The organism is Mucilaginibacter jinjuensis (assembly GCF_028596025.1).
Lineage (GTDB): Bacteria > Bacteroidota > Bacteroidia > Sphingobacteriales > Sphingobacteriaceae > Mucilaginibacter > Mucilaginibacter jinjuensis.
The window spans coordinates 4,626,352-4,647,973 of record NZ_CP117167.1; the positions used below are offsets into that span (position 1 = coordinate 4,626,352).

At 42.7% G+C, this 21,622-nt stretch carries 9 protein-coding genes; 6 read left to right on the forward strand and 3 right to left on the reverse strand.

Going from position 1 to position 21,622, the window contains the following annotated elements; genetic code table 11:
* Window position 1 precedes the first annotated feature (1 nt).
* The gene (locus PQO05_RS20055; RefSeq protein WP_273629222.1) at window positions 2-1,087 is read right to left on the reverse strand and encodes an AAA family ATPase; all 1,086 of its coding nucleotides are present in this window, start codon (window positions 1,085-1,087) and stop codon (window positions 2-4) included.
* 748 nt (window positions 1,088-1,835) lie between these two features.
* On the opposite strand from PQO05_RS20055, the gene PQO05_RS20060 reads away from it, so the two are divergent.
* The 4 genes from PQO05_RS20060 to PQO05_RS20075 all read left to right on the forward strand — a co-directional run bounded on the left by PQO05_RS20060 (window position 1,836) and on the right by PQO05_RS20075 (window position 7,661).
* Window positions 1,836-2,327: a cupin domain-containing protein gene (locus PQO05_RS20060; RefSeq protein WP_273629223.1), complete on the forward strand. Its 492-nt coding sequence runs from the start codon at window positions 1,836-1,838 to the stop codon at window positions 2,325-2,327.
* Between the two features lie 314 nt (window positions 2,328-2,641).
* Window positions 2,642-4,975, forward strand: coding sequence for a TonB-dependent receptor (locus tag PQO05_RS20065; protein ID WP_273629224.1), 2,334 nt, complete (start codon window positions 2,642-2,644; stop codon window positions 4,973-4,975).
* 5 nt (window positions 4,976-4,980) lie between these two features.
* A complete protein-coding gene (locus PQO05_RS20070) occupies window positions 4,981-5,769 on the forward strand; it encodes a DUF4249 domain-containing protein (RefSeq protein WP_273629225.1) in 789 nt (262 codons plus the stop codon).
* A 305-nt stretch (window positions 5,770-6,074) separates the two neighbouring features.
* The gene (locus tag PQO05_RS20075; protein ID WP_273629226.1) at window positions 6,075-7,661 is read left to right on the forward strand and encodes a carboxypeptidase-like regulatory domain-containing protein; all 1,587 of its coding nucleotides are present in this window, start codon (window positions 6,075-6,077) and stop codon (window positions 7,659-7,661) included.
* Between the two features lie 35 nt (window positions 7,662-7,696).
* Here the strand turns inward: PQO05_RS20075 and PQO05_RS20080 are convergent, their stop codons facing one another.
* Together PQO05_RS20080 and PQO05_RS20085 are read right to left on the reverse strand one after the other, a co-directional pair.
* Entirely contained in the window at window positions 7,697-8,683 is a 987-nt protein-coding gene (locus PQO05_RS20080; RefSeq protein WP_273629227.1) for a FecR domain-containing protein, read from the reverse strand.
* Window positions 8,680-9,249, reverse strand: a complete 570-nt coding sequence (locus PQO05_RS20085; protein WP_273629229.1) for an RNA polymerase sigma-70 factor — start codon at window positions 9,247-9,249, stop codon at window positions 8,680-8,682. The genes PQO05_RS20080 and PQO05_RS20085 overlap by 4 nt, the downstream gene beginning before the upstream one ends.
* 475 nt (window positions 9,250-9,724) lie before the next feature.
* Between PQO05_RS20085 and PQO05_RS20090 the strand changes: the two genes are divergently transcribed.
* On the forward strand, window positions 9,725-15,889 hold the full coding sequence (locus tag PQO05_RS20090; protein WP_273629230.1) for an alpha-2-macroglobulin family protein: 6,165 nt from the start codon (window positions 9,725-9,727) through the stop codon (window positions 15,887-15,889).
* A gap of 126 nt (window positions 15,890-16,015) precedes the next feature.
* Window positions 16,016-21,622, forward strand: coding sequence for an alpha-2-macroglobulin family protein (locus tag PQO05_RS20095; RefSeq protein ID WP_273629231.1), 5,607 nt, complete (start codon window positions 16,016-16,018; stop codon window positions 21,620-21,622).

Genomic DNA, 21,622 nt, shown 5'->3' on the forward strand with positions numbered 1-21,622 from the left:
TCTATTTTAAGACGTTCCTCACTTGTCTGATAGAGATATTACACAATTCACTGATTGCGGTCTGAGCAACACCCTGCGTGTTTAAAAAATTAATTAGTTGTTCTTGATTATAGGCACCATGCTGATTAAAGAGAAATATTTGAAAGATAAAATCTTCAAAACTGATCGATTTTTTCGCTGATATAATATTCTTAGCAATCGTATTCTGCGCAATAGACCTTATATTGGCTGGCGATAGTCCTTCTAGCAAACTAACTACCTTATCAATTTTTTTACCGTCTGCTAAAAACTCACATTCATAATTCTTAAAATACAGGTCGAGGAGATCCGGTATCTCATCTTTACCAGGCAGTCCTATTTCAATAATGTGATTGAACCTGCGCCAAATAGCTTTATCTAATAACTCATGATGGTTTGTTGCAGCAATCAAAATGTTATTAGTTGTGAACTCATCAATATTCTGTAACAGACTATTGATCACACGTTTTAATTCCCCAAGTTCATGCTGATCGTCACGTGCCTTCGCAATCGCATCAAATTCATCTAAAAAAAGTATGCAGGGTGTTTTACCGGCAAATTCAAATACTTTCCTTATGTTTTTTGAGGTGTTACCCAATAACGACGATACTAAAGAATCTAATCTAGCCACAACTAAAGGCAGATTTAACGTTTTTGATATGTAACGTGCTATTGTAGTTTTGCCACAACCAGGAGGACCGTATAATAACAAAGACGAATTCACATCAAGCCCGGCTGAACGCAAAGCGTTTTGGTGGGCATTCATACTAACGAATTGCCCAATGGCATTTTCCAGTTGTTTTGAGAAAACAAGATCGATTTGGTTATCATCGGGCATAACAAAATCCACAATATTTAATCTTGTCTCCTGGTCAACAGGAGTAGCCACGAGTTGATCGAGATACACTGCCTGAGATTTATTGTTCTTTAACAGACTATTTATTTTTTCAGATAGCTTCTCATCACCACCCTTCGCAAGATTTTCCGCAAGCATTCGCGCATAGTTAGATACTTTTTGAGTGTCTTTATTTAAACCGCCTTCGATGATTTTTATAATTTCAGTATACATACTCTCTTCTAGTGTGCACAAATATACACAAATCGTTATAAATAAATCATTAAACGGAATAAAATAACAATTATCGTAATTTTATAATAAAATAACGTATTTTTACAGCAAAAACAACTCTTCACATCGATTTGAAAATTTTGAAAAGTTAGGCTTATATTGCGTTACGGCTCTAAGTACCGATCAACCTAAAATCACTAAGGAACAAGACAGATTTCAACGTTACGCGTTTGCTAAGCAGATCGCCAATTTGGTTAAGCTAAATAATTCGAAAGGATTGCTGGTCATCTGATTATACGATTCAAGTCCCGTTGATCCTAAGATGCAATGACCTATGTAACTCAAAACTCTTGACCAGTTCTAAATTAATTTTTATCTTTATAATAATACATAAAGTAGCATAATTTCAGGGTCAGTTAGTGCCCATTTGGTGAGCACCCGGTGAGCAGGGGCAAAAACCAGAATATCGATATTGAAAGCGAGCCTGTTACGTGATTTTTCGCGTTCCCTCCGGCTCCACTGAAAACAAAAAAGCCTTTAGCCTAAAGCTAAAGGCTTTTTTTGTGCTTAACAGGTGATTACTGTATATCGTCATTATCAATTTAAAATTACTACATATCGGAGTTTACAATCCCCGGATAAACTTCAAATCATTTATTATCAGCAGCTTAACCTAAATGGTATTTGAATTGAATAGCATCGTTTTGTTAAATAAATCAATTCTTTTTCACCATTTAAAACTCACCTTATGTTTCGCAGACTTATCTACCTACTGCCCATGCTTTTATTTGCCGGCGCTGTTAATGCTCAGGTTTCTAACAACGGACAGTTTCGCCTGACTCCAACGGAAATTAAAGCGCTCAAGGCTGCCGCTGCTGCCAATGTTCCCGGATCATCCAATTATTCGGCTGTTAAGGAAATTGTGATTATGGGCAATCCCGCTAAACCAGGCATTTATATGATCCTGCTCGAGGTTGCGCCAAATACTAAAATTGCAGCTCACCTGCACCCGGATCAACGTGCGGCCACCGTGCTGTCCGGAACCTGGCACTTTGGTTATGGCAACAAATTTGACCAGACAAAACTCAAAACTTTGCCGGCTGGCAGCATCTATTCGGAAGTTGCAGGGCAGAATCACTTTGCGATGACCGGGAAAGAACCTGTTATTGTCGAAATCACCGGTTATGGCCCATCCGGGGTAACTTATGTTGATCCCAAAAACGACCCTTCCCATAAATAATATTATTTATTGAGGTTGAAAAATGTTCAACCTTGATCCTTCCTGCTCCACCAAAATAAAATGCCCGTTCGCTGAATACGAACGGGCATTTTTGATTTTATAGGATTATGATCTAAGAACCTGTGTTTTGTTTTCACTATAGATGCCAAATACGAGGTACGGTAGCCTTCTTCAAAACCATGCCCGGGTTGTCTCAAATTCTTTCAAGTCAGAAAAAAACAAATTGGCGTAAGGGTAAACCTAAAAAAGTGTGTCCTCCATCAAACAAGCACAATTAGACGATTTAGTCAATCTGACCCGGAAACTATCAACACATGAAAAAATTAAAGCAGTTTATTTTCTATTCACTACTCGTTTTTCCTGCCCTGTTGCAGGCGCAAACAAAAAAACACTTTACCATTTCAGGAACAATTAAAGATAAAACAAACGGCGAAACCCTGCCCGCCGCAACCGTGAGCTTCTTAGAACTGCCCGGCAAAGGGATTACCACCAATAGCTATGGTTTTTACTCCATCGCCCTACCCGAAGGTAATTACACCATGCTTACTACCTATACCGGTTATATTACCGATACCGTAAAAATTCAGCTCACTAAAAACTTGCTGCATAATTTAAGCCTTACTTCAGGACAAAACCAGTTGAAAGAGGTTGTGGTTAAAAGCAGCTCATCTAAAAGCAAAAACATTTTAAACCTGCCTCCCGGTGTACAACGCCTCACTATTAATGAGGTGAAAAATGTGCCCGTATTAATGGGTGAAAAAGACATTTTGAAAACCATCCAGCTCCTGCCCGGCATTGTTTCAGCTGGCGATGGTAACGCGGGGTTCTTTGTACGCGGTGGCGGTTCTGATCAGAACCTGATGCTGCTGGACGAGGCAACTGTTTACAATGCTTCTCACGTTTTCGGTTTCTTCTCCGTTTTTAACTCAGATGCGATCAAGGATATCTCTATCTATAAAGCCGGTATGCCAGCCAATTACGGCGGGCGACTTTCTTCTGTAGAAGATATCCAGATGAATGATGGCAATAACCAGAAATTTGGCGTAAGCGGCGGGCTTGGTCTTATTGCGTCCCGGTTGACTGTAGAAGGCCCGTTATTTGACCATAGAGGTTCTTTTATCATCAGCGCCAGGAGAAGTTATGCCGATCTGTTTACCGGCTTTGCCAAGGATACTACGGTTAAAAACAGCAAACTTTATTTCTATGATCTTAACCTGAAAGCCAATTATCAGATCAACGATAACAACAAGATCTTTTTATCAGGCTATTTTGGGAAGGACGTAATGTCGATCAAAGACCTTTTCGGCCTTGATTATGGCAACATGACCGGTACCTTAAGGCTGAACCATATTTTCAGCAGCAAATTATTCTCTAATACTTCGTTGATCTACAGTAAATACAATTACAACGTACATATTGAGGATAATAGCAATGATGTGAAGGTTACCTCTGCCATCAATGATCTTCACTTTAAACAGGATTTCAACTATTACCTTAACACGGCTAATAAATTAAGTTTTGGGTTCGAAACCACGTTGCATTTAACGCAGCCGGGTGATGCGGCTTCTTCCCAATCATCAAGCTACAATGATATTTCGTTGCAAAGAAAGCACTCGCTGGAAAGCGCACTATATGTTTCCGACGAGTGGAATGCATCTAACAAGTTAAAGATCACCTACGGGCTTCGTTTAAGTGAACTGAACGTGCTAGGCCCAGGCACATTCTATACTTATGATCAAAATGGCAATAAGGCCGATAGTGCACATTATAACAGCGGGCAGATTGTTAAATCATACTTCACCCCAGAACCCCGTATAGCTGCAAGTTACCAGTTGAATGAGCAGAGCTCTATTAAACTTTCGTATGACCGGAACGTGCAGAATATTCACTTGCTGAGCAATTCTACCTTCTCATCAACAAGCGTTTACCTGCCAAGCAGCAACAATATCAAACCGGAAATAGCTGATCAGATCTCGACCGGATACTACCGTACCTTCCATCAGAATGCGTACGAGTTTTCGACCGAGTTGTATTATAAAAAACTCCAGAACCAGATCGATTACAAGAACGGCGCGGATTTAATAGGTAATGAGAATGTAGAGGCAGATCTGCTTTATGGCAGTGGCCGGGCTTATGGTTGGGAAACTTTCTTTAAAAAGAAAACCGGCCGGTTTACCGGTTGGTTGAGCTATACCCTATCGCGCACCGAAAGGAAAATAGCCGGAATTAACGATGGAAACTATTACCCTGCAACGCAGGATCAAACCCACCATATTTCATTAGTAGGTATGTACCAGGCTACTAAGAAATGGACTTTCTCTGCCGATTTTGTTTACAACACGGGCAACGCCGTAACATGGCCTTCGCAAAAATTTTCTGTAGACGGCGCACCGGTTTATTACTACGGCGAGCGTAACAGCAGCCGCATGCCAGCCTACCAACGCCTTGACCTGGGTGCAACCCTGCTGGCTAAGAAAACGGCTAAATATGAAAGTAGCTGGACTTTCTCGATCTATAATTCGTATGGTTATGCCAACCCTTATACCATCGAGTTCCAGGTTGATCCTAAAAACGCAAACAAAACACAGGTACTGCAGACTACACTTTTCAAAACTGTACCTGCCGTTACTTATAACTTTAAATTCTAATACAGATGAAAAATATCAGATCCATCATAGCATTATTTGCACTCGCTATTACGGTTTATTCATGCACCAAAACAATAGAACCACCGCTGGTTAACTCACCGCCGCAACTGGTTATTGAAGGCGCTGTAAGTGATACCGCCGGCCCTTATCATGTAAACATCTCTAAGTCGGTAGATTTTTATGCTGATAATACTTACCCCGGCGTTTCTGGCGCAACGGTAACTATTACAGATCAAACTGCAGGTGTAAATGATGTACTGACAGAAACTTCGACAGGAACGTATACCACCCATACCATAGTTGGTAAACCCGGTAACACTTATCAACTTAAAGTAGTGCTGGATGGTAAAACGTATACCTCTACATCAACCATGCCTTACGCGGTAGCGCTGGATTCGATCACCTTTGATCATACCATTGTGAAAAACCTGATACAACCCGTGGTGCATTTTCAAGACCCTGCTGCTTATACCAATTATTATAAGTTTTCGGTTGAGGTAAATGGCGTAAAGGTAAAACGGTTCCAGACTTTTGAAGACCGCCTTTCTAATGGTAAATACATCAACACCGATGTGGCCTTGGATACCGGTGCAATCAAAAAGAATGACATCGTTAACGTGAGCCTCGTTACCACAGACAAAGGTGCATACACGTTTTTATCAGAAGCAGAAAACATTGCTTTCTATAATTCTCAACAGGCAGCTCCGGCTACGCCAACTTCAAACATATCCGGCGGGTGCCTTGGTTATTTCAGCGCACAAACGGTTAGCAGCAAGAAAAGGAAACTTGAGTAATAAACACCGGATGGTGATAATGCCAGAAACTTAGCTTAATCATTTTTTACTAACAACGGGTCAATAGCTGTTCTGTTTAAAGAACGGCTATTGGCCTTTTGTTGTGTAAGAAATTTAATGAGGTGTAATGATTATACTTTTATATTTTTGCCCGTGCAGGGAAATCTTTGGGCACAACCGGTCTCAATTAATTCCGATCAATTAGCATTATATTCTTGAACTCGCTCCAAAGACTCACTCATCTACCTTTTTTACTCCCTGCCCTGCTTTTATGCTGCTTAGAAACTCATGCGCAAGGCAAACTGATGCAACAGGTAAGCATTGCCAGTAATGAGAAAATGAAACTGGGCACCCTGCTCCAAAAAGTGGCTTACAAAAGCAATTTCAGTTTTGTTTACAATAACCAGTATGTACGTGCTGATAGTGTGGTAGCTGTTAGGCCCTATAACGGCAGGCTTGATAACTTCCTGAATAAACTTTTTGGCAGCAATTATGAATTTAAGGAAGTACCCGGCTATATCGTGATCAGGCACGCGCCCGGCAGATTCTATATGGTTGCCGATGCAGACCGGAGCCAGCCAGATCAGATCCTGATCAAAGGCCATGTGATGGATGTACAGACTAATCAAAATATCAGCGGGGTTAGCGTTTATGAAAAGAATTTCTCCACCTCTACACTCACCGATGCGCAGGGGAATTTTGAACTAAGGCTTAAAAAGCCCGATGGCCAATATATGTTGACTGCATCTAAAGACAATTACAGGGATACATCCCTTTACCTGCTTCAGGATGTGGTTATTGTAAATTCAACAGTAAAAGAAAAAAGGTATAAATATGATCCCACCGCCGATCAAAGCAAATTTAAAAAGCGGAACGGCCTGAGCCGCTTATTTGTATCATCCAAACAAATGATCCAGGACATGAACCTGGGCGGTTTGTTCCAGTACAGCCCTTACCAAATATCACTTACACCGGGGCTTAGTTCGCACGGTATGTTTAACAGCCAGGTAATTAACCATGTTTCAATCAACCTTATAGGTGGTTATACAGCCGGGATAGATGGCGTGGAATTATCAGGCGGTTTTAATATTGACCGTAGCGATGTGAAATACTTCCAGGCGGCAACTTTGTTCAATTTCGTGGGCCGAAATTTTAAAGGCGTTCAACTGGCTGGGTTATATAATCATGTTGTAAACAATGCGTCGGGTTTTCAGGCTTCAGGGATTATTAATATCGCACACAATTTTAAATCAGGCGTACAAGCTACCCTGGTGGGTAACTTTGTCGATACCTCTGGCGGCGTTCAGGTTTCGTATATAGTTAACAGGGCTAAAAGTGTAGCAGGAACCCAAATTGCTGCTATTCTGAACAGGGCTAAAAAAGTGAAAGGAATCCAGATAGGCCTGATCAATATTGCCGATAGCAGCGATTATACGCTTGGGGTGCTAAACCTGGTTAAAAATGGAGACAAGGGTATTGGTATTAGTGCGGATAATGCATCGACGCTCCATTTAGAGTTTCGCTCGGGCGGGCATACCCTCTATGGTGTGGTTGGTTATGAGTACAATAACGTCAGTCGTGTCAGCGGCCTTGACCTCGGTTTTGGTGTCCACACTTTAAGGGTGAAACGATTTGGTCTGGATGCAGAATATACCAGCCAAAATGGGATTAGTTTTACCAGTGTGCAGGGCAACGTCCACTCTCTAAAAATGCTGCCTACTTATACCTATCACCGCTTCCGTTTATTCGCCGGGCCAACTTTGGACCTGGCCCGTTCCCCTGAAGATAATCAACTGAAGACTTCCGGCTGGGTAATTAACCAGCATTTCGAGAACGGGAACAAGATTGTCTGGAGCTCTGGTTTTAACTACGGCTTGCAATTCCTTTTGTAAAATCCTGTCAAATTATTCTGCGTTAATTAAAAGCCTCATTTACTTTTAAGGATAATATTATCCCCTACCTGTTCCATTCTAAGATCCGGAGTGGTGAGTAACAATACCTGCAGGAACTTATCTACCGATTCTTTCTTAAATGTACCTGTTAACGGTAAATTACTCAGGCGTTTATCTGCAATAACAATGTGCGAATCATAAGCCTCGTTAATGGTTTCAATTACACGCCATAGGGGTGTTTTATTGGCAATAAACTCATTGCTCCTGTAATAGTTATACAACAAATCGGTACTCGCTTCCACATGGAGCTGCTTGTCGGCATTATTAACAACAACCTTTTGTTGTGGGTTAAGTTGTACCGCTGCTTTATCTTTACTAACCCGTACAATGCCGCTCTCTACCACAACTTCAACATTTTTGGTATGGCTCTTAACATTAAATGCCGTACCGATATCGCGGATATTTACGCCATCTGTATGTACAATAAAGGGTACCGAAGCGTTGTGCTTTACTTCAAAAAATGCCTCGCCTGTTAGTTTAACTTCCCTGGTCTTTTTAAAATCGGTTACGCAGCTTACACTCGAGTACCGGTTTAAATGAACAATGGAACCATCTGATAAGGTATCAACCACTGCCTTATCTTTACTGGTGAATGATTGCAGCTGTCCGTTTAAACCGGCATGCTGGTTATAGAAGTAGTAGGCTACCGAAGCCCCGCCTGCAAAAATCAAAATCGCAGCTGCCATTTGTAGCCAGGGGGTAAGTGTAGTAATTGATCTTACCTTCCCCTTATTATTTAAAGCGTCTCTTTTTACCTTAAATTTCTCCCATTGCTCATTTTCATCCGCCGGGCTTTGCTGGGCAAGTTGTTGGCTCTGCTCCAGGATAAACTTAGCTTGTTCTAATTTGTGCATATTGGCCTTATCCTCCTTCAACCATAATTCCATGGCATCCCGCTCTGTATCTGTCGTTTCCCCAAGAATATACCTGATCAGCATATCTTCATCTGTTTCCTCTTTCATGATCTGAATATTTTTAATAATAAAACTGCTATCAATGGCAAAAACTCTCTCATTTCGCCACGTAAAATTTTTAATGCTTTGCCCATCTGCGTTTCTACTGTTTTAATAGAAATGCCCAATTCATCGGCAATCTGGCGGTACTTTAACTCTTCGAACCTGCTTAGATGGAAAACTGTCCGGCACTTCTCAGGTAACTTATTAAGCGCTGCAGATAGTTTGGATTGCACATCGCGCAGGTAAATCGTATTGGCTGCATTGTCAGATTCATCCTTCATGGCAAATGCCGTCCTCGACTGGTATTGCTGATGCACCTTTTCGCGTCGTATCAGGTTAAGGCAGTCATGATAAGCCGCCTTATACAAATACGACCGGATCGAGGTATGCATTTCCGGCAATTCGCGCTTTTCCCATAGCTTCAGAAACAGTCCCTGCACCACTTCTTCTGCCTTATCCCAATCCTTTAAAAACGAAAAGGCATAGGCATGAAGCTCCTTAAAATGGGCCTTAAACAAAGTCTCAAATTCAACCTCGCCAAATAAACCTGCCGTTAATTGCTTTTCATTCATTGTTGGGTACTGATTTTGACATCATTTGGGAAGTTAATCCAAGATTTCCAAATCCCGTTATTTTATTTTCCATACTTACAACCAGGTGCCGATAGCTATTAACATCATCTTTGCTTTGTTTGATGACACATTGATTAGGGTTTACCCTGATTGGGTAAGAGAAAAATATGTTTAAGATTGGGCGCGCGTTCGACAGCATGATCGATGATCAAACACCTTTTCTGTTTATAAACAATTAGCACGTCATTGCGAGGTACGAAGCAATCGCGAACTATACAGAGCGGCTCTTCAAGTCGGGATTGCTTCGTACCTCGCAATGACGTGCTTATGAAGATAACAAAAACCACTTAATCTCTCAGCGTGAATGATTCCCTCAATCACCCAGAATAAAAATATTTTCACTTCATTTATGGAAAAGTGATAACTAAGGCATCCTTAAATAAAAATCACTAAATTGAACATCAAACCTTGTGCAATGAAACCTCTTCCTCTTAATTTCCTTAAGTATATTCTGCTTACTATACTGGTGTTTAAATTAACAGACGGAACCTGCCAAACTGCCTCCGACTCGTCAAATACTAAAAGTATTGAAAGCCTTGAAACTGCAATTGTAGAAAACAAAACGTTGGTACAAACCCGGCAGGAACTGGAAGTTATAAAGAAGCAGGCACAGAAAGCCAACAATGATGTTTTATTAGCCCGCAGTTTATATGACCTGATGCAGATACGCGACAGGCGGACGGAAGACACCTTGTATTTCCGCAATAGCGCTTTTATTGATACGCTTTTACAAAACAAACCACGGCCTGCCCTCAGGGCAATTTTATTGGTTATGCGGGCCCAGCGCATCAGTAACTTTGATAGCAGATCATTACGCTTTAACGGGGCAACTTATCGCACTAAAGATTTAAAAACTGATTATGCAGCCCTAACCCGCAGTCAACGCGATAGTTTGGTAGAAAATGACCTCAATGCAGCAGTACAATACCGTAACACAAAGATTGATGGCAAACAACTATTCTGGCTTTCATCCAACCCTGATGTTTTTTTGTTCGACCCCAAATTTGAGGACATTGTTTTAGCAGAACGGGTAAATCTGCTGGCATCGAGGCGTTTTTATAGTAACGAGGCCAGGCCTTCACTAACAAACTGGCTGTCTCTAAATTCAACAGATTTCAGAAGCAAACTGGATAGCCTTGCAGCCTACGCTAAAAACAGCAATATTATGGCGGCTTATCAGCACTGGCTTTCATTTCATAAAACAGATGCCGGTGTTTCTGCTTTTATCGAATCACTGGCAAGAAAAAACATCTATCTGAATGGCAATGCCGATTCGCTCACACGCAACATTTATATTAAATATTTGCAGGCAGGCATCACCTCGCCTTATGCTGAACTTAAAGCCCATTCGGTGTATCAACTGTGCCTTACCTGGAATGAAGAGGGTAACAAGTATGCCAGTTTTGGGAATCAATACACTTACGATTTTTACCGCAATTTCGCCCCTCAGTATCAGTTTTACCCGGCCAAGGCGCTTGAATTATACGAGCAAAATAAAAACCTGATATTAAAGTACCCAGTGTTTAATACGGTGCTTAATTCAATGGCGCTGCAAATCAAGGCAAGTACCATTCGTATTGAAATGGATAATCAGCATCTCCCCGGCAATGAAATCCCGATCAGGGCTATGTACAGAAACGTCGATAAATTATATTACCGGGTTATCCGTATTGGTTCAACCGAGCTGCCGGGGGCTGCAATGGTTAAGGCTACCGCGCAACTTTTAAACCACGAACCAGTAGCACAAGGCGATTTTGCCTTGCCCCTGCCTGCCGATCATAACAAGCATGGCGTTTACTTAAAATTGAAGCAATTACCCGCAGGGCATTACCGCTTGCTGTTTAGTAAAACGCCGATTAAGACCGATAGTTATGATATTAACAACCTGCCTTTTGAAGTTACCGGCATAACTGCCATTAACAGCGATGAGAGAATATATATCCTCGACCGCAAAACTGGGTTCCCCCTGGTTGGTGCACAGGTTAAGGCGTTTAAGAAAAAAGAACGGGTTGCTATTGAAGGTGTAATTAATGCCAATGGTTATATCAATATTGAGGAAGATACTGCCGATAGCCTCAACATTACATACAAGGGCGATACCACCGGCTATAACTTTTATGTTCGTACCAATAACCTGCGTAATGATGTATATAACAAACACGATTACGATAACCTCGCCGATTTTTACAACGAAAAGGTTAGAACCGAGATTTTTACCGACAGAAGCATTTACAGACCCGGCCAAACGGTACATTACAAGATTATTTTTTTAACCAACGACCCCAACACAGGCGACCCTATACTTTTTAACAGCGCAAATATTGGGGAAGACAATTTGAAGAAATGGTTACAGAATGCCAACGACAAAATAATGCTGCAGGATCCTTTTAATAAGAAAATAGACTCTGCCTTACTAAAAATAAACGATTACGGAAGTTTTGCCGGCTCCTTTACTATCCCCAAAACTGCAGCAACCGGCAATTGGCGAATTGATTCTGAACCAAGAAGTAGCTACCAAAACAATGGCAGTTTCCGGGTAGAAGAATACAAAAGGCCTACCATCGAGCTAAATATGGAGAAGCAGAAAAAAATGCTGCTCCCCGGTGAACCTTTTGTGATCAAATTTAAATTAAGATCATTTAACGGTGCCGATCTGGGCAATCTGCCTGTTAATTATACCATAAGCCGTAACGGGCGCATTCTTGTAGGAAAGAGTAATCACAATGATTATATTGATGTTAAATTGATCAACAAAACAGGCTATACTGATGAAAAAGGTGAACTTTCGATCCCGGTGACAGATACGGTAGTTGCCAAAGCCAACCTAAGCGATTCTGTTATCTGGAATTTTAACTACCACATAGAAGCAACCGCGACCGATGCTACAGGCGAAAGTACCGAGCTGAGTGAAAGGTTCAACATTAGCTCACGCCCTGTTAGTATCAGCTTTCCGTTAGATAAAACTTACGACAGGCAGGCGCTCCCTGCGTTGAACGTAAACACCAGTGCCGAATTTGAGGGCGTGGTAAGCCGCAACGTAAACATCAAACTTTATAAGGTAAGCAATCCCGGCTTTAGCCTGAATAGCATTAAGCCTGTAGACCAATGGTATTATGATAAGGCCGACTGGTACACCTGGTTTCCGAACAACGCCAATGCCCGGCCTGTAAAGCAAGAGAAAACCCTGATACTCGATACCGTGATTAACACAGCTACTCACGGTAAATTTATACTACCCAAAAACAAGATTGCCGTTGGCTTTTACCAGCTTTTTGCCGAAGTAAAAGAGAATGGAAAAATTACCGGGCAGTATAACAACAACTTTAATGTATTTGATAGCCAGACAGGCAATACTCCTGTTGATGACATTGATTATATGCCCGTTAATGCAGCCAAAACCGGTGATGTGCTAACCTGGTACAGCTCTGGCAAAACTGAGAATTACACCTTGTACCAGGTGCTTTATGTGGGTATCAATAAAAAGAAGGTAATCAGAAACATTTACGAAACAAGGACAGAAAAAGCCGGGGTACGGGTTTGGAAATATAAGATCCCGATGGATGCAACCGGTAAACTGCAGATTAACCGCATTACCGTGCAGGATAATAAAATTAATACGCATTTAAAACGGGTTGATATTATGATTGATAATGGTGCCCAACCCGAAATCATTGTCGAGAAATACAGGAAGGTAATGGTGCCCGGCGCACAGGAAACATTTACAATTTCGGTTAAAACAAAAAGTGTAAATGTGGCAGCCGAAATCATGTCCACCCTGTATGATGCATCTTTAGATAAATTGGAGGAGCATCACTGGAATGTACCAAACACTACTCCTAACCCTTATTACTTTGACAGTGCCTGGAATTTTTGGTTAACCAGAACCGTCGGAGCCGGAAATTATATGGAAGATGATACCAGAATAATGATGCGTGAAATTCGCACAAAACCGGGGCAGAAGTTTAGTAAGGATTTGCTGTTTGCAAATACATCTATAGGCCAGGCACAAGGCTTAAATGAAGTTGTGGTAGTTGGCTATGGCGCACAAGCCAGACGGGATGTAACAGGCAGTGTAAGTGGTATAATGATCCGGGGGGTAGCCAGCCCTAATGATTATAACCTGCCCTTAATTATTGTAGACGGGCAGATCTATTCGGGTCAATTCAATGGACTTAACCCTAATTCCATAACCCAGATCATGGTTTTAAAAGGTGCCGATGCAACAGCTCTTTATGGTTCCAAAGCCGCACAGGGTGTGGTGATCATCAGCACCAAAGGGCCAATTATATTGCCCGGAGCAACGGAAGAGCCGGTAGCAAAAGTCCGTAAAAACTTTAATGAAACGGCGTTCTTTTTACCACAGGTACATGCAGGCACAGATGGCTATTATACCTTCAGTTTTACCATGCCCGAAACCGCTACCGAATGGAACTGGAAAATGCTTGCCCATACCCGCAATGCCAAATTTGCTTATTTGGAAAAAAAGCTTCAAACCCAGCTTAATTTAATGGTGCAGCCTAATATGCCGCGCCTGTTATACCGGGGCGATAAAATAACCCTGCAAAGCCGCATAACCAACCTGGATACCTTGGCCATACAAGGCAAAGCAACCTGCAAAATAGAAGATGCTGTAACGGGCGAAGACCTTACCGCCGCCATAATTGAAAGTAGCACACAAGCTTTTAAGCTCAATAAAAAGAGTTTGGGCGCTGTTTCATTTTCTTTACGCATACCGGCTCAGCAACCTAACCCACTTAAAATTGTAGTTACTGCAACAAGTGGCAGCGTTGCAGATGCCGAAGAGCATATTATCCCCATATTATCAACCAAAGTATTTACCCGCCAAAGCCAGGCAATCCATTTTACAAATGAGCCAACCATTACAGTATCACCGGCCCAATTACCCGCCGATGCTTTACTATACGGTGTGGGTTTATCCATCACCCAAAAACCGCAGGCCTCGCTAATTTATGCGCTGCCGTGGCTGGCCAATTACTCGTATGATTGTGCGGAGCAATCGTTCAATAAACTAAGGGCAAAGGTTACTGCGCTCAAATTAATGCAGCAGGATACCGTAGCGCAAAAAGCGTTTAAGAATGCCGCCGTTCTTATAGAAAAAGATAAGCCTAAAAACGACCAGTTAACCGATGAACTACCCGAAGAAGCAATGCCATGGTTAAACATTGGCAACCAAACCGCTCGCCAACAAAAGCAATTATTTCATTTACTGGATACCTCGCTAACCAAAACCGGCATAGAGCAGCATTTGGATAAATTATACAAATTGCAACAAGCCGATGGTGGCATAACCTGGTTCGAAGGCGGAAAGAGCAATGCTTACATTTCGGCTTATGTACTGGCAGGTTTTGGCCAGTTAAAACAAATGGGCTGGGTAGCAGCCTCCCGGCGATCAGCACAGCAAACTGAGTTTATTAACCGCCTGGTTAAGTATCAGCAAAATTTGTTGCTAAGCAATGCGCAGGATAAGTATTATGATCTTTACCAGCTTTACGCCCTGTCTTACTGGATTAAAGATAATCCTTTGCCAGCCGGGCTATCTGAGAAGATAAATTCAATCCTAGAATCTGCATGGGGAGTTGCAAATACTAAAAGCCTCGAACAACAAACCTTGCTTATTATTAACAGCCTCAGGTATTGCGCCAACGGTAGCATAGCTAATGCCAAAGCACAGCAACAGTTAAAAAACATCAGTCAGTTAGCCATTAATGATGCTACCAACGGCTTGCGCTGGAAAGCTATTGCAGATACCGAAGACTTAAACAATTCGGCAGAAGAAACAATGGCGCTGCTCGCCGAAGCATTTGAATTAAGCGGTAAGTATAAAGAAATACAACCAGGCATCGTAAAATGGCTTTTAACCACCAAACAGGATGAGCATTGGCAAACCACCAAAGCCACCGCAGCTGCCATTGATTTATTGCAGAAAGACAAAGGCACCACATTTGGAGAAACCAAAGCATTTTCGGCACAAATAGAAAACCATAACCTGGCTGTTTCTGATGGTTTGTTAGATGGCGTGCCTAATGCCCTGGTTAAGACGAAGCAAATGCCGGCATCCATCACCTTAAAACAACAGGGTACAAACACAAGCGGCAATTTAACCTGGTACTATTTTGCCGAACCATCAAAGCTGGATACACTTAACAAAGCGGTTAAACTAACTAAAGAATTTTATACCAACGACAAGGAAAAAGGCTGGCAAAAACTTAGTCCGGGAACCCTGTTAAAAGCCGGAGACGAGGTACGGGTTAAACTAATTATAGAAACAAACCAACGATTAAAGTTTGTACATATCAGCGACCCACGCGCAGCGGCTTTTGAACCTAAAGAAAACAACAGTGGTTACCAGTACAACAACGGCTTTAGTTATTACAGATCTGTGAGAGATACCGGTTCAGAGGTGTTTACTGAAGCCATACCAAAAGGGATCTCTGAAATTACTTACGACCTTGTTGTTGCCCATGCAGGCGAATTTGCAAGCGGGCCAGCTATTTTGCAATGCATGTATCAACCCGCCATGACAGCGTATAGCGGTACAGAAAAAATTAAAACTAATTGAAAATAGATCAGCAAAATCAGTAGAAACATTCAACTTTTGGAGAGATTTAAACTGAAAAAAAATATTTTTATAATTAAATAATTTGTGATTTAAATTTTATAATTTTCATTACAAAATCACCTTAATATGTCAAGCATAAAAGCCTTTTTTACAAGTAAAAAAGGCATCCTTATCACAACTGTGCTGCTTATTTTAATAGTGGCAGCCGCCTTTGCATTAAAGCATTTTTCGAAGCCTAAAACCGTCGATCAATCCTTCAGCAAATACATCGAATCCTATACCTCGGGTATTGTTTCAAAAGAGAGCAGTATCCGCATTAAACTGGTATCGCATGTGCAGGGCGTTCATGCACAAAACGAGGCCTTACCAGATGGAATCTTCAGTTTTAGCCCATCTATTAAAGGAAAGGCATACTGGGTTGATGCATTGACTATTGAATTTAAGCCCGATAAACAGCTTGATGCCAACAAGGCTTATACCGCTACTTTTAAGCTGGGCAAGGTAACAGACGTGCCCGATCATTTCCAGGAGTTTCAGTTTGGCTTTCAAACCATGGCGCCTGATTTTACAGTTACATTTAACGGCCTGCAAACCTCGCCCCGTACTTCTATGGATAAAATGAAACTGGAGGGCACGATCCAAACTGCCGATGCTGAAAAAAATGAGCAGATAGAAAAGATCATCGCTGTAAATTATCCATCGGCTACACATATTAGCTGGCAGCATAATGCCTACAACCATACACACACTTTTACGGTTGATAAAATATCCCGCGCCGCAAACGCTACAAACCCATTAGAAATAACCTGGGATGGCAGCCCGATCAGTGTGACTAAAAAAGGCAATAAAAGTTTCGATGTACCGGCAGTGGGCGATTTCAGGGTACTGGATATCCGCGCTGTACAGGATCAGGAACAATACGTTTTGGTTCAGTTCTCTGATGCCATCATGGTTGGTCAGGAGCTAAACGGACTTATCGGCATTGGTAATACTACCGAGCCTGCTTATACCATTGAGGGCAGCATGGTTAAAGTTTACGCCACCGAACGCCTGGATGGTAATTACAGCGTATTTGTAAACCCCGGCGTAGAAAACATCTCGCACCAAAAAATCAAGAAAAGCTATAAAGCCAACGTGTTTTTTGAGAACAAGCTGCCTGCGGTTACCATACCGGGCAAGGGTGTTATTTTGCCAAGTTCGGGTAAGTTAATGATGCCTTTCGAAGCCGTTAACCTTAACGCGGTTGATGTGAGTATTATTAAGGTTTATGAAGATAATGTAGCCCAATATTTTCAGGAAAATGATTTTGATGGTAAAAGCGAGTTAAGGCGCGTTGGTAAACCGGTGGTCGAAAAAACGATCCGTTTGGATGCCGATAAATCTGTCAACCTAAACAAAAAGACCCGCTTTATGCTCGATCTGGATAAACTGATCCGCACAGAGCCAGGCGCTATTTACAGGGTGATCATCGGCTTCCGTAAAGAATACTCGTTGTACAATTGCAGTGCAGGCGGGCCTGCTAAATCTGCCAAAACCGATGAAGACGGGTATGAATATGAAGGCGGAGACGGAGATTATTACGGTTCTGGGGCTATAAGTGATGAGGACGATGAGTTTTGGAGCCGGTACAACAGCTACTACCCCGAAAATTATAACTGGGCAGATAAGGACAACCCGTGCACCAACTCTTACTTCACCAAAGATAAATGGGCAACCCGTAACATCATAGCCTCTAATATTGGCTTAGTTGCTAAACGCGGCACCGATAACAGCATGGTGGTGGTTGCTACCGATATTTTAACTGCTCAGCCTATCTCGGGCTTGGAACTCGATCTGCAGGATTATCAAAAACAGATCATCGTAAAACAAACAACCGATGCCTACGGCTTGGCCAAGTTTGATATTAAACGCAAACCTTACCTGCTGGTTGCCAAACGCGGCGATGAGCGCGGCTATTTAAAACTGGATGATGGCAACGCCCTGCCCCTCACCCGCTTTGATGTTGGCGGCGACCAGGTACAGAGCGGCGTTAAAGGTTTCATCTATGGCGAACGCGGCGTATGGCGACCGGGCGATAGCATTTATGTATCATTTATACTGGAAGATAAAAGCAAAAAACTGCCACCCGATATGCCGGTTGAGTTTAGCTTTTACAACCCAATGGGGCAGCTGTATAGCCGTATTACGCAGAACAAACCTGTCGATGGGTTTTACAGCTTCCATACGGCTACACAGGTTACCGATGTTACCGGCAACTGGACTGCCAAGGTGAAGGTTGGCGGCGCCACGTTTACCAAAAACATTAAGGTTGAAACCATTATGCCTAACCGCTTAAAAATAAAGCTGGACTTTAAAGGGCAAACAGAACTGACCAAAGGCCAAAACACCGAGGGCAGCCTCAATGCCAAATGGTTGTTTGGAGGTATCGCGCAAAATTTAAAAGCTAAGGTTGATGCTTATCTATCATCACAACCAACAGTGTTTAAGGGATTCGACGATTACTCGTTTGATGATCCAACCAAAACTTTTGATACCCAGGTAAGCTCCGTTTTTGATGGTAGACTGGATGCCGAAGGTAATACCAATATCAATGCAGATGTAGAGGCCGAAAAAGAAGCCCCGGGCCAGCTACGGGCTAATTTTATGGTTAAGGTATTTGAGCCGGGCGGTAATTTCAGCATCAACCAAATGAGCCTGCCATATAACGTTTACCCGGGTTATGTGGGTATAAAAGCGCCGAAGGGCAACGCATTGTCAGGCATGTTGGTTACCGATCAGGATCATGTTTTTGATATTGCTGATGTGGATACCAAAGGCAACCTCATTAAAGGCCAGCGCACCGTACAGGTTGAACTATACAAAGTTAAATGGCATTGGTGGTGGGATAATACCGGTACCCAAAACAGCAACTTTACACAGGATAAGTACAACAAGCTGATTACAACAGAAACCATTACGCTGGTTAACGGCCGCGGCAAATGGAAAATGCGGATTAACCAACCCGATTGGGGCCAGTTTCTGGTAAAGGTTAAAGATGAAGAAACCGGCCATACCACCGGCAAAGAGGTTTATATAGACTGGCCAAACTGGGCGCAAAGGTTACAACAGGATAACCCGAGCGAGGCCGCCATGCTATCATTTACCGCCGATAAAAAGAATTACAAAGTGGGCGAAGAAGCTGTGCTTACCATACCTACCCCGGCCAATGGCAGGGCGCTAATCAGCTTTGAAAACGGCACAAAAGTTTTAAAAACCGATTGGATAAATACTAATAAAGGGCAAACCCAATATAAATTTAAGGTTGATGAAACGATGGCGCCAAACGTGTTTATTAACGTTACTTTATTACAACCGCATTCGCAAACCATTAATGATTTGCCTATCCGCATGTATGGTGCTATACCACTATTGGTTGATAATCCAGCCACTATTTTAAAACCTGTGATCAGCATGCCGGATAAGATCAGGCCCGAAACAAAATCGGAGGTAACAGTGTCTGAGGCATCGGGCAAGGAAATGACCTATACTTTGGCCATTGTTGATGAAGGCCTGCTGGATATCACCAATTACAAAACACCCGACCCTCACGAAACATTTTATGCACGCGAAGCACTTGGCGTTAAAACCTGGGACTTGTTTGATTATGTAATAGGCGCTTATGGCGGCGACCTGGAACGCATCCTCAGCATAGGTGGTGATGCCGGGGGACGAAATCTCAACAAAAACATCACCGTTAACCGTTTTAAACCGGTGGTAAAATTTATGGGGCCATTCCGTCTAAATGCCGGTGAACGCCAAACGCATGCTTTTACCCTGCCTCAATACATCGGCTCGGTTAAAGTAATGGTAATTGCCGGGCACGATGGCGCTTACGGCTTTGCCGATAAAGACGTTACTGTTAAAAAACCGTTAATGATACTGGCCACCCTGCCGCGCGTACTGGGACCGACAGAAAAAATACAACTGCCTGTCACTGTTTTTGCAACCGAGAATAGCATTAAAACGGTTAGCGTAGATGTACAATCGACCGTATTTAGCAATTTGGGCGGCAACAACCATCAAACAGTAACATTTACCAAACCGGGCGATCAGATGGTAACTTTTGCGCTGGATGTTAAAAATTTCATTGGCGTTGGTAAGGTAAAAGTGACCGCCCGCAGCGGTAATGAAACGGCTGCTTATGATGTCGAACTATCGGTACGCAATCCTAATCCCGGTATAACGCGTGTGTTGGAAAAAGAACTAAACCCCGGCGAAACATGGAGTACCCCGTACAAAGCCATTGGTATGAATGGCACCAATAAAACCACACTGGAGGCATCGAACATCCCACCGCTTAACCTGGCAAAAAGGCTTGATTACTTAATTGAGTACCCGCACGGCTGTGTGGAGCAAACTACTTCGGCAGTATTTCCACAATTGTACCTAAATCAGCTTACTGATCTGTCATCGGCACAAAAAGCATTTATAAACCGCAATATACAGGCAGGCATTCGCAGCCTTTCGGGCTTTCAGCTACCTGGTGGTGGTTTAAGTTACTGGCCAGATGGTAGCCAGGCCGATGATTGGGGCACCAACTATGCCGGGCATTTTATGCTGGCCGCCCAAGCCGCAGGTTATGCATTGCCGGTTGGCTTTATAGAGCACTGGAAAACCTATCAGCGCCAGAAAGCATTAACCTGGGCACCCGATTCCCGCAGCTTTTATGGTGCCGACCTTGACCAGGCTTACCGCTTATACTTATTGGCTTTAGCCCATGCGCCTGAACTTGGGGCCATGAACAGGTTAAAAGAATTCCCATACATCAGCGTCGAGGCCAAATGGCGTTTGGCTGCCGCTTACAAATTAGCCGGACAGCCAGAGGTTGGCTTACGCATGACGGCCGGATTACCACTCACGATAAAACCATACAACAGCATGTGGGGCACCTACGGCTCAGACCTGCGCGATGAGGCCATGATATTAGAAACGCTGACTTTATTAGGCAAACAACAGCAAGCGGCAGGTATGCTGAAAACTGTGGCGGCTCGTTTATCACAAGACTCGTGGTACAGCACCCAAACCACAGCCTATAGCTTAATTGCCATTGCCGAATATTGCGGTAAAAACACATCGCACAGCAAGCTAATGTTTAACTATCAGGCTGGCGCAACGCATGGTACGGTTAATTCCAATTCGTATATCTCACAAACAAAGGTAGCTGATAACGGTAACCTGGGGCTAAAAAACAACAGCAGTACCAAACTATATATCAGGCTGATACAATACGGCCAGCCCGTTACCGGCGAGGATGTTAAGCCTATCAATAACCCGGATGTGCTACAAATGCGTATAAACTATTTTACACTGAAAGGCATACCTGTTGACCCTACGCAGTTAAAACAAGGAACCGATTTTGTGGCACAGGTAACTATTAAAAATCCGGGGCGCCGGGGTAGATACGATAACATGGCGCTTACCCAGATCTTCCCTTCGGGATGGGAGATCCTGAACACCAGATTGATGGAAGGTGATGATGCATTTAAATCATCAGAGTCTGATTACCGCGATATTCGTGATGACCGGGTAAATACTTATTTCAGTCTGCCGGAAAATAAAGAGGTGACTTATTATGTGATGCTTAATGCTTCGTACCTCGGCAAGTATTACCTGCCTGCTATTTATTGCGATGCCATGTATAACAATTCGATAAGCGCATTGGCAAAAGGCCAATGGGTTGAGGTGGTGAAGTAG

What these genes read in the sequence shown, in the direction of transcription:
- PQO05_RS20090 (WP_273629230.1), top strand. Translation starts at nt 9,725, where the DNA reads ATGAAACCTCTTCCTCTTAATTTCCTTAAGTATATTCTGCTTACTATA.
- PQO05_RS20070 (WP_273629225.1), top strand. Translation starts at nt 4,981, where the DNA reads ATGAAAAATATCAGATCCATCATAGCATTATTTGCACTCGCTATTACG.
- PQO05_RS20055 (WP_273629222.1), bottom strand. Translation starts at nt 1,087, where the DNA reads ATGTATACTGAAATTATAAAAATCATCGAAGGCGGTTTAAATAAAGAC.
- PQO05_RS20095 (WP_273629231.1), top strand. Translation starts at nt 16,016, where the DNA reads ATGTCAAGCATAAAAGCCTTTTTTACAAGTAAAAAAGGCATCCTTATC.
- PQO05_RS20060 (WP_273629223.1), top strand. Translation starts at nt 1,836, where the DNA reads ATGTTTCGCAGACTTATCTACCTACTGCCCATGCTTTTATTTGCCGGC.
- PQO05_RS20065 (WP_273629224.1), top strand. Translation starts at nt 2,642, where the DNA reads ATGAAAAAATTAAAGCAGTTTATTTTCTATTCACTACTCGTTTTTCCT.
- PQO05_RS20085 (WP_273629229.1), bottom strand. Translation starts at nt 9,249, where the DNA reads ATGAATGAAAAGCAATTAACGGCAGGTTTATTTGGCGAGGTTGAATTT.
- PQO05_RS20075 (WP_273629226.1), top strand. Translation starts at nt 6,075, where the DNA reads ATGCAACAGGTAAGCATTGCCAGTAATGAGAAAATGAAACTGGGCACC.
- PQO05_RS20080 (WP_273629227.1), bottom strand. Translation starts at nt 8,683, where the DNA reads ATGAAAGAGGAAACAGATGAAGATATGCTGATCAGGTATATTCTTGGG.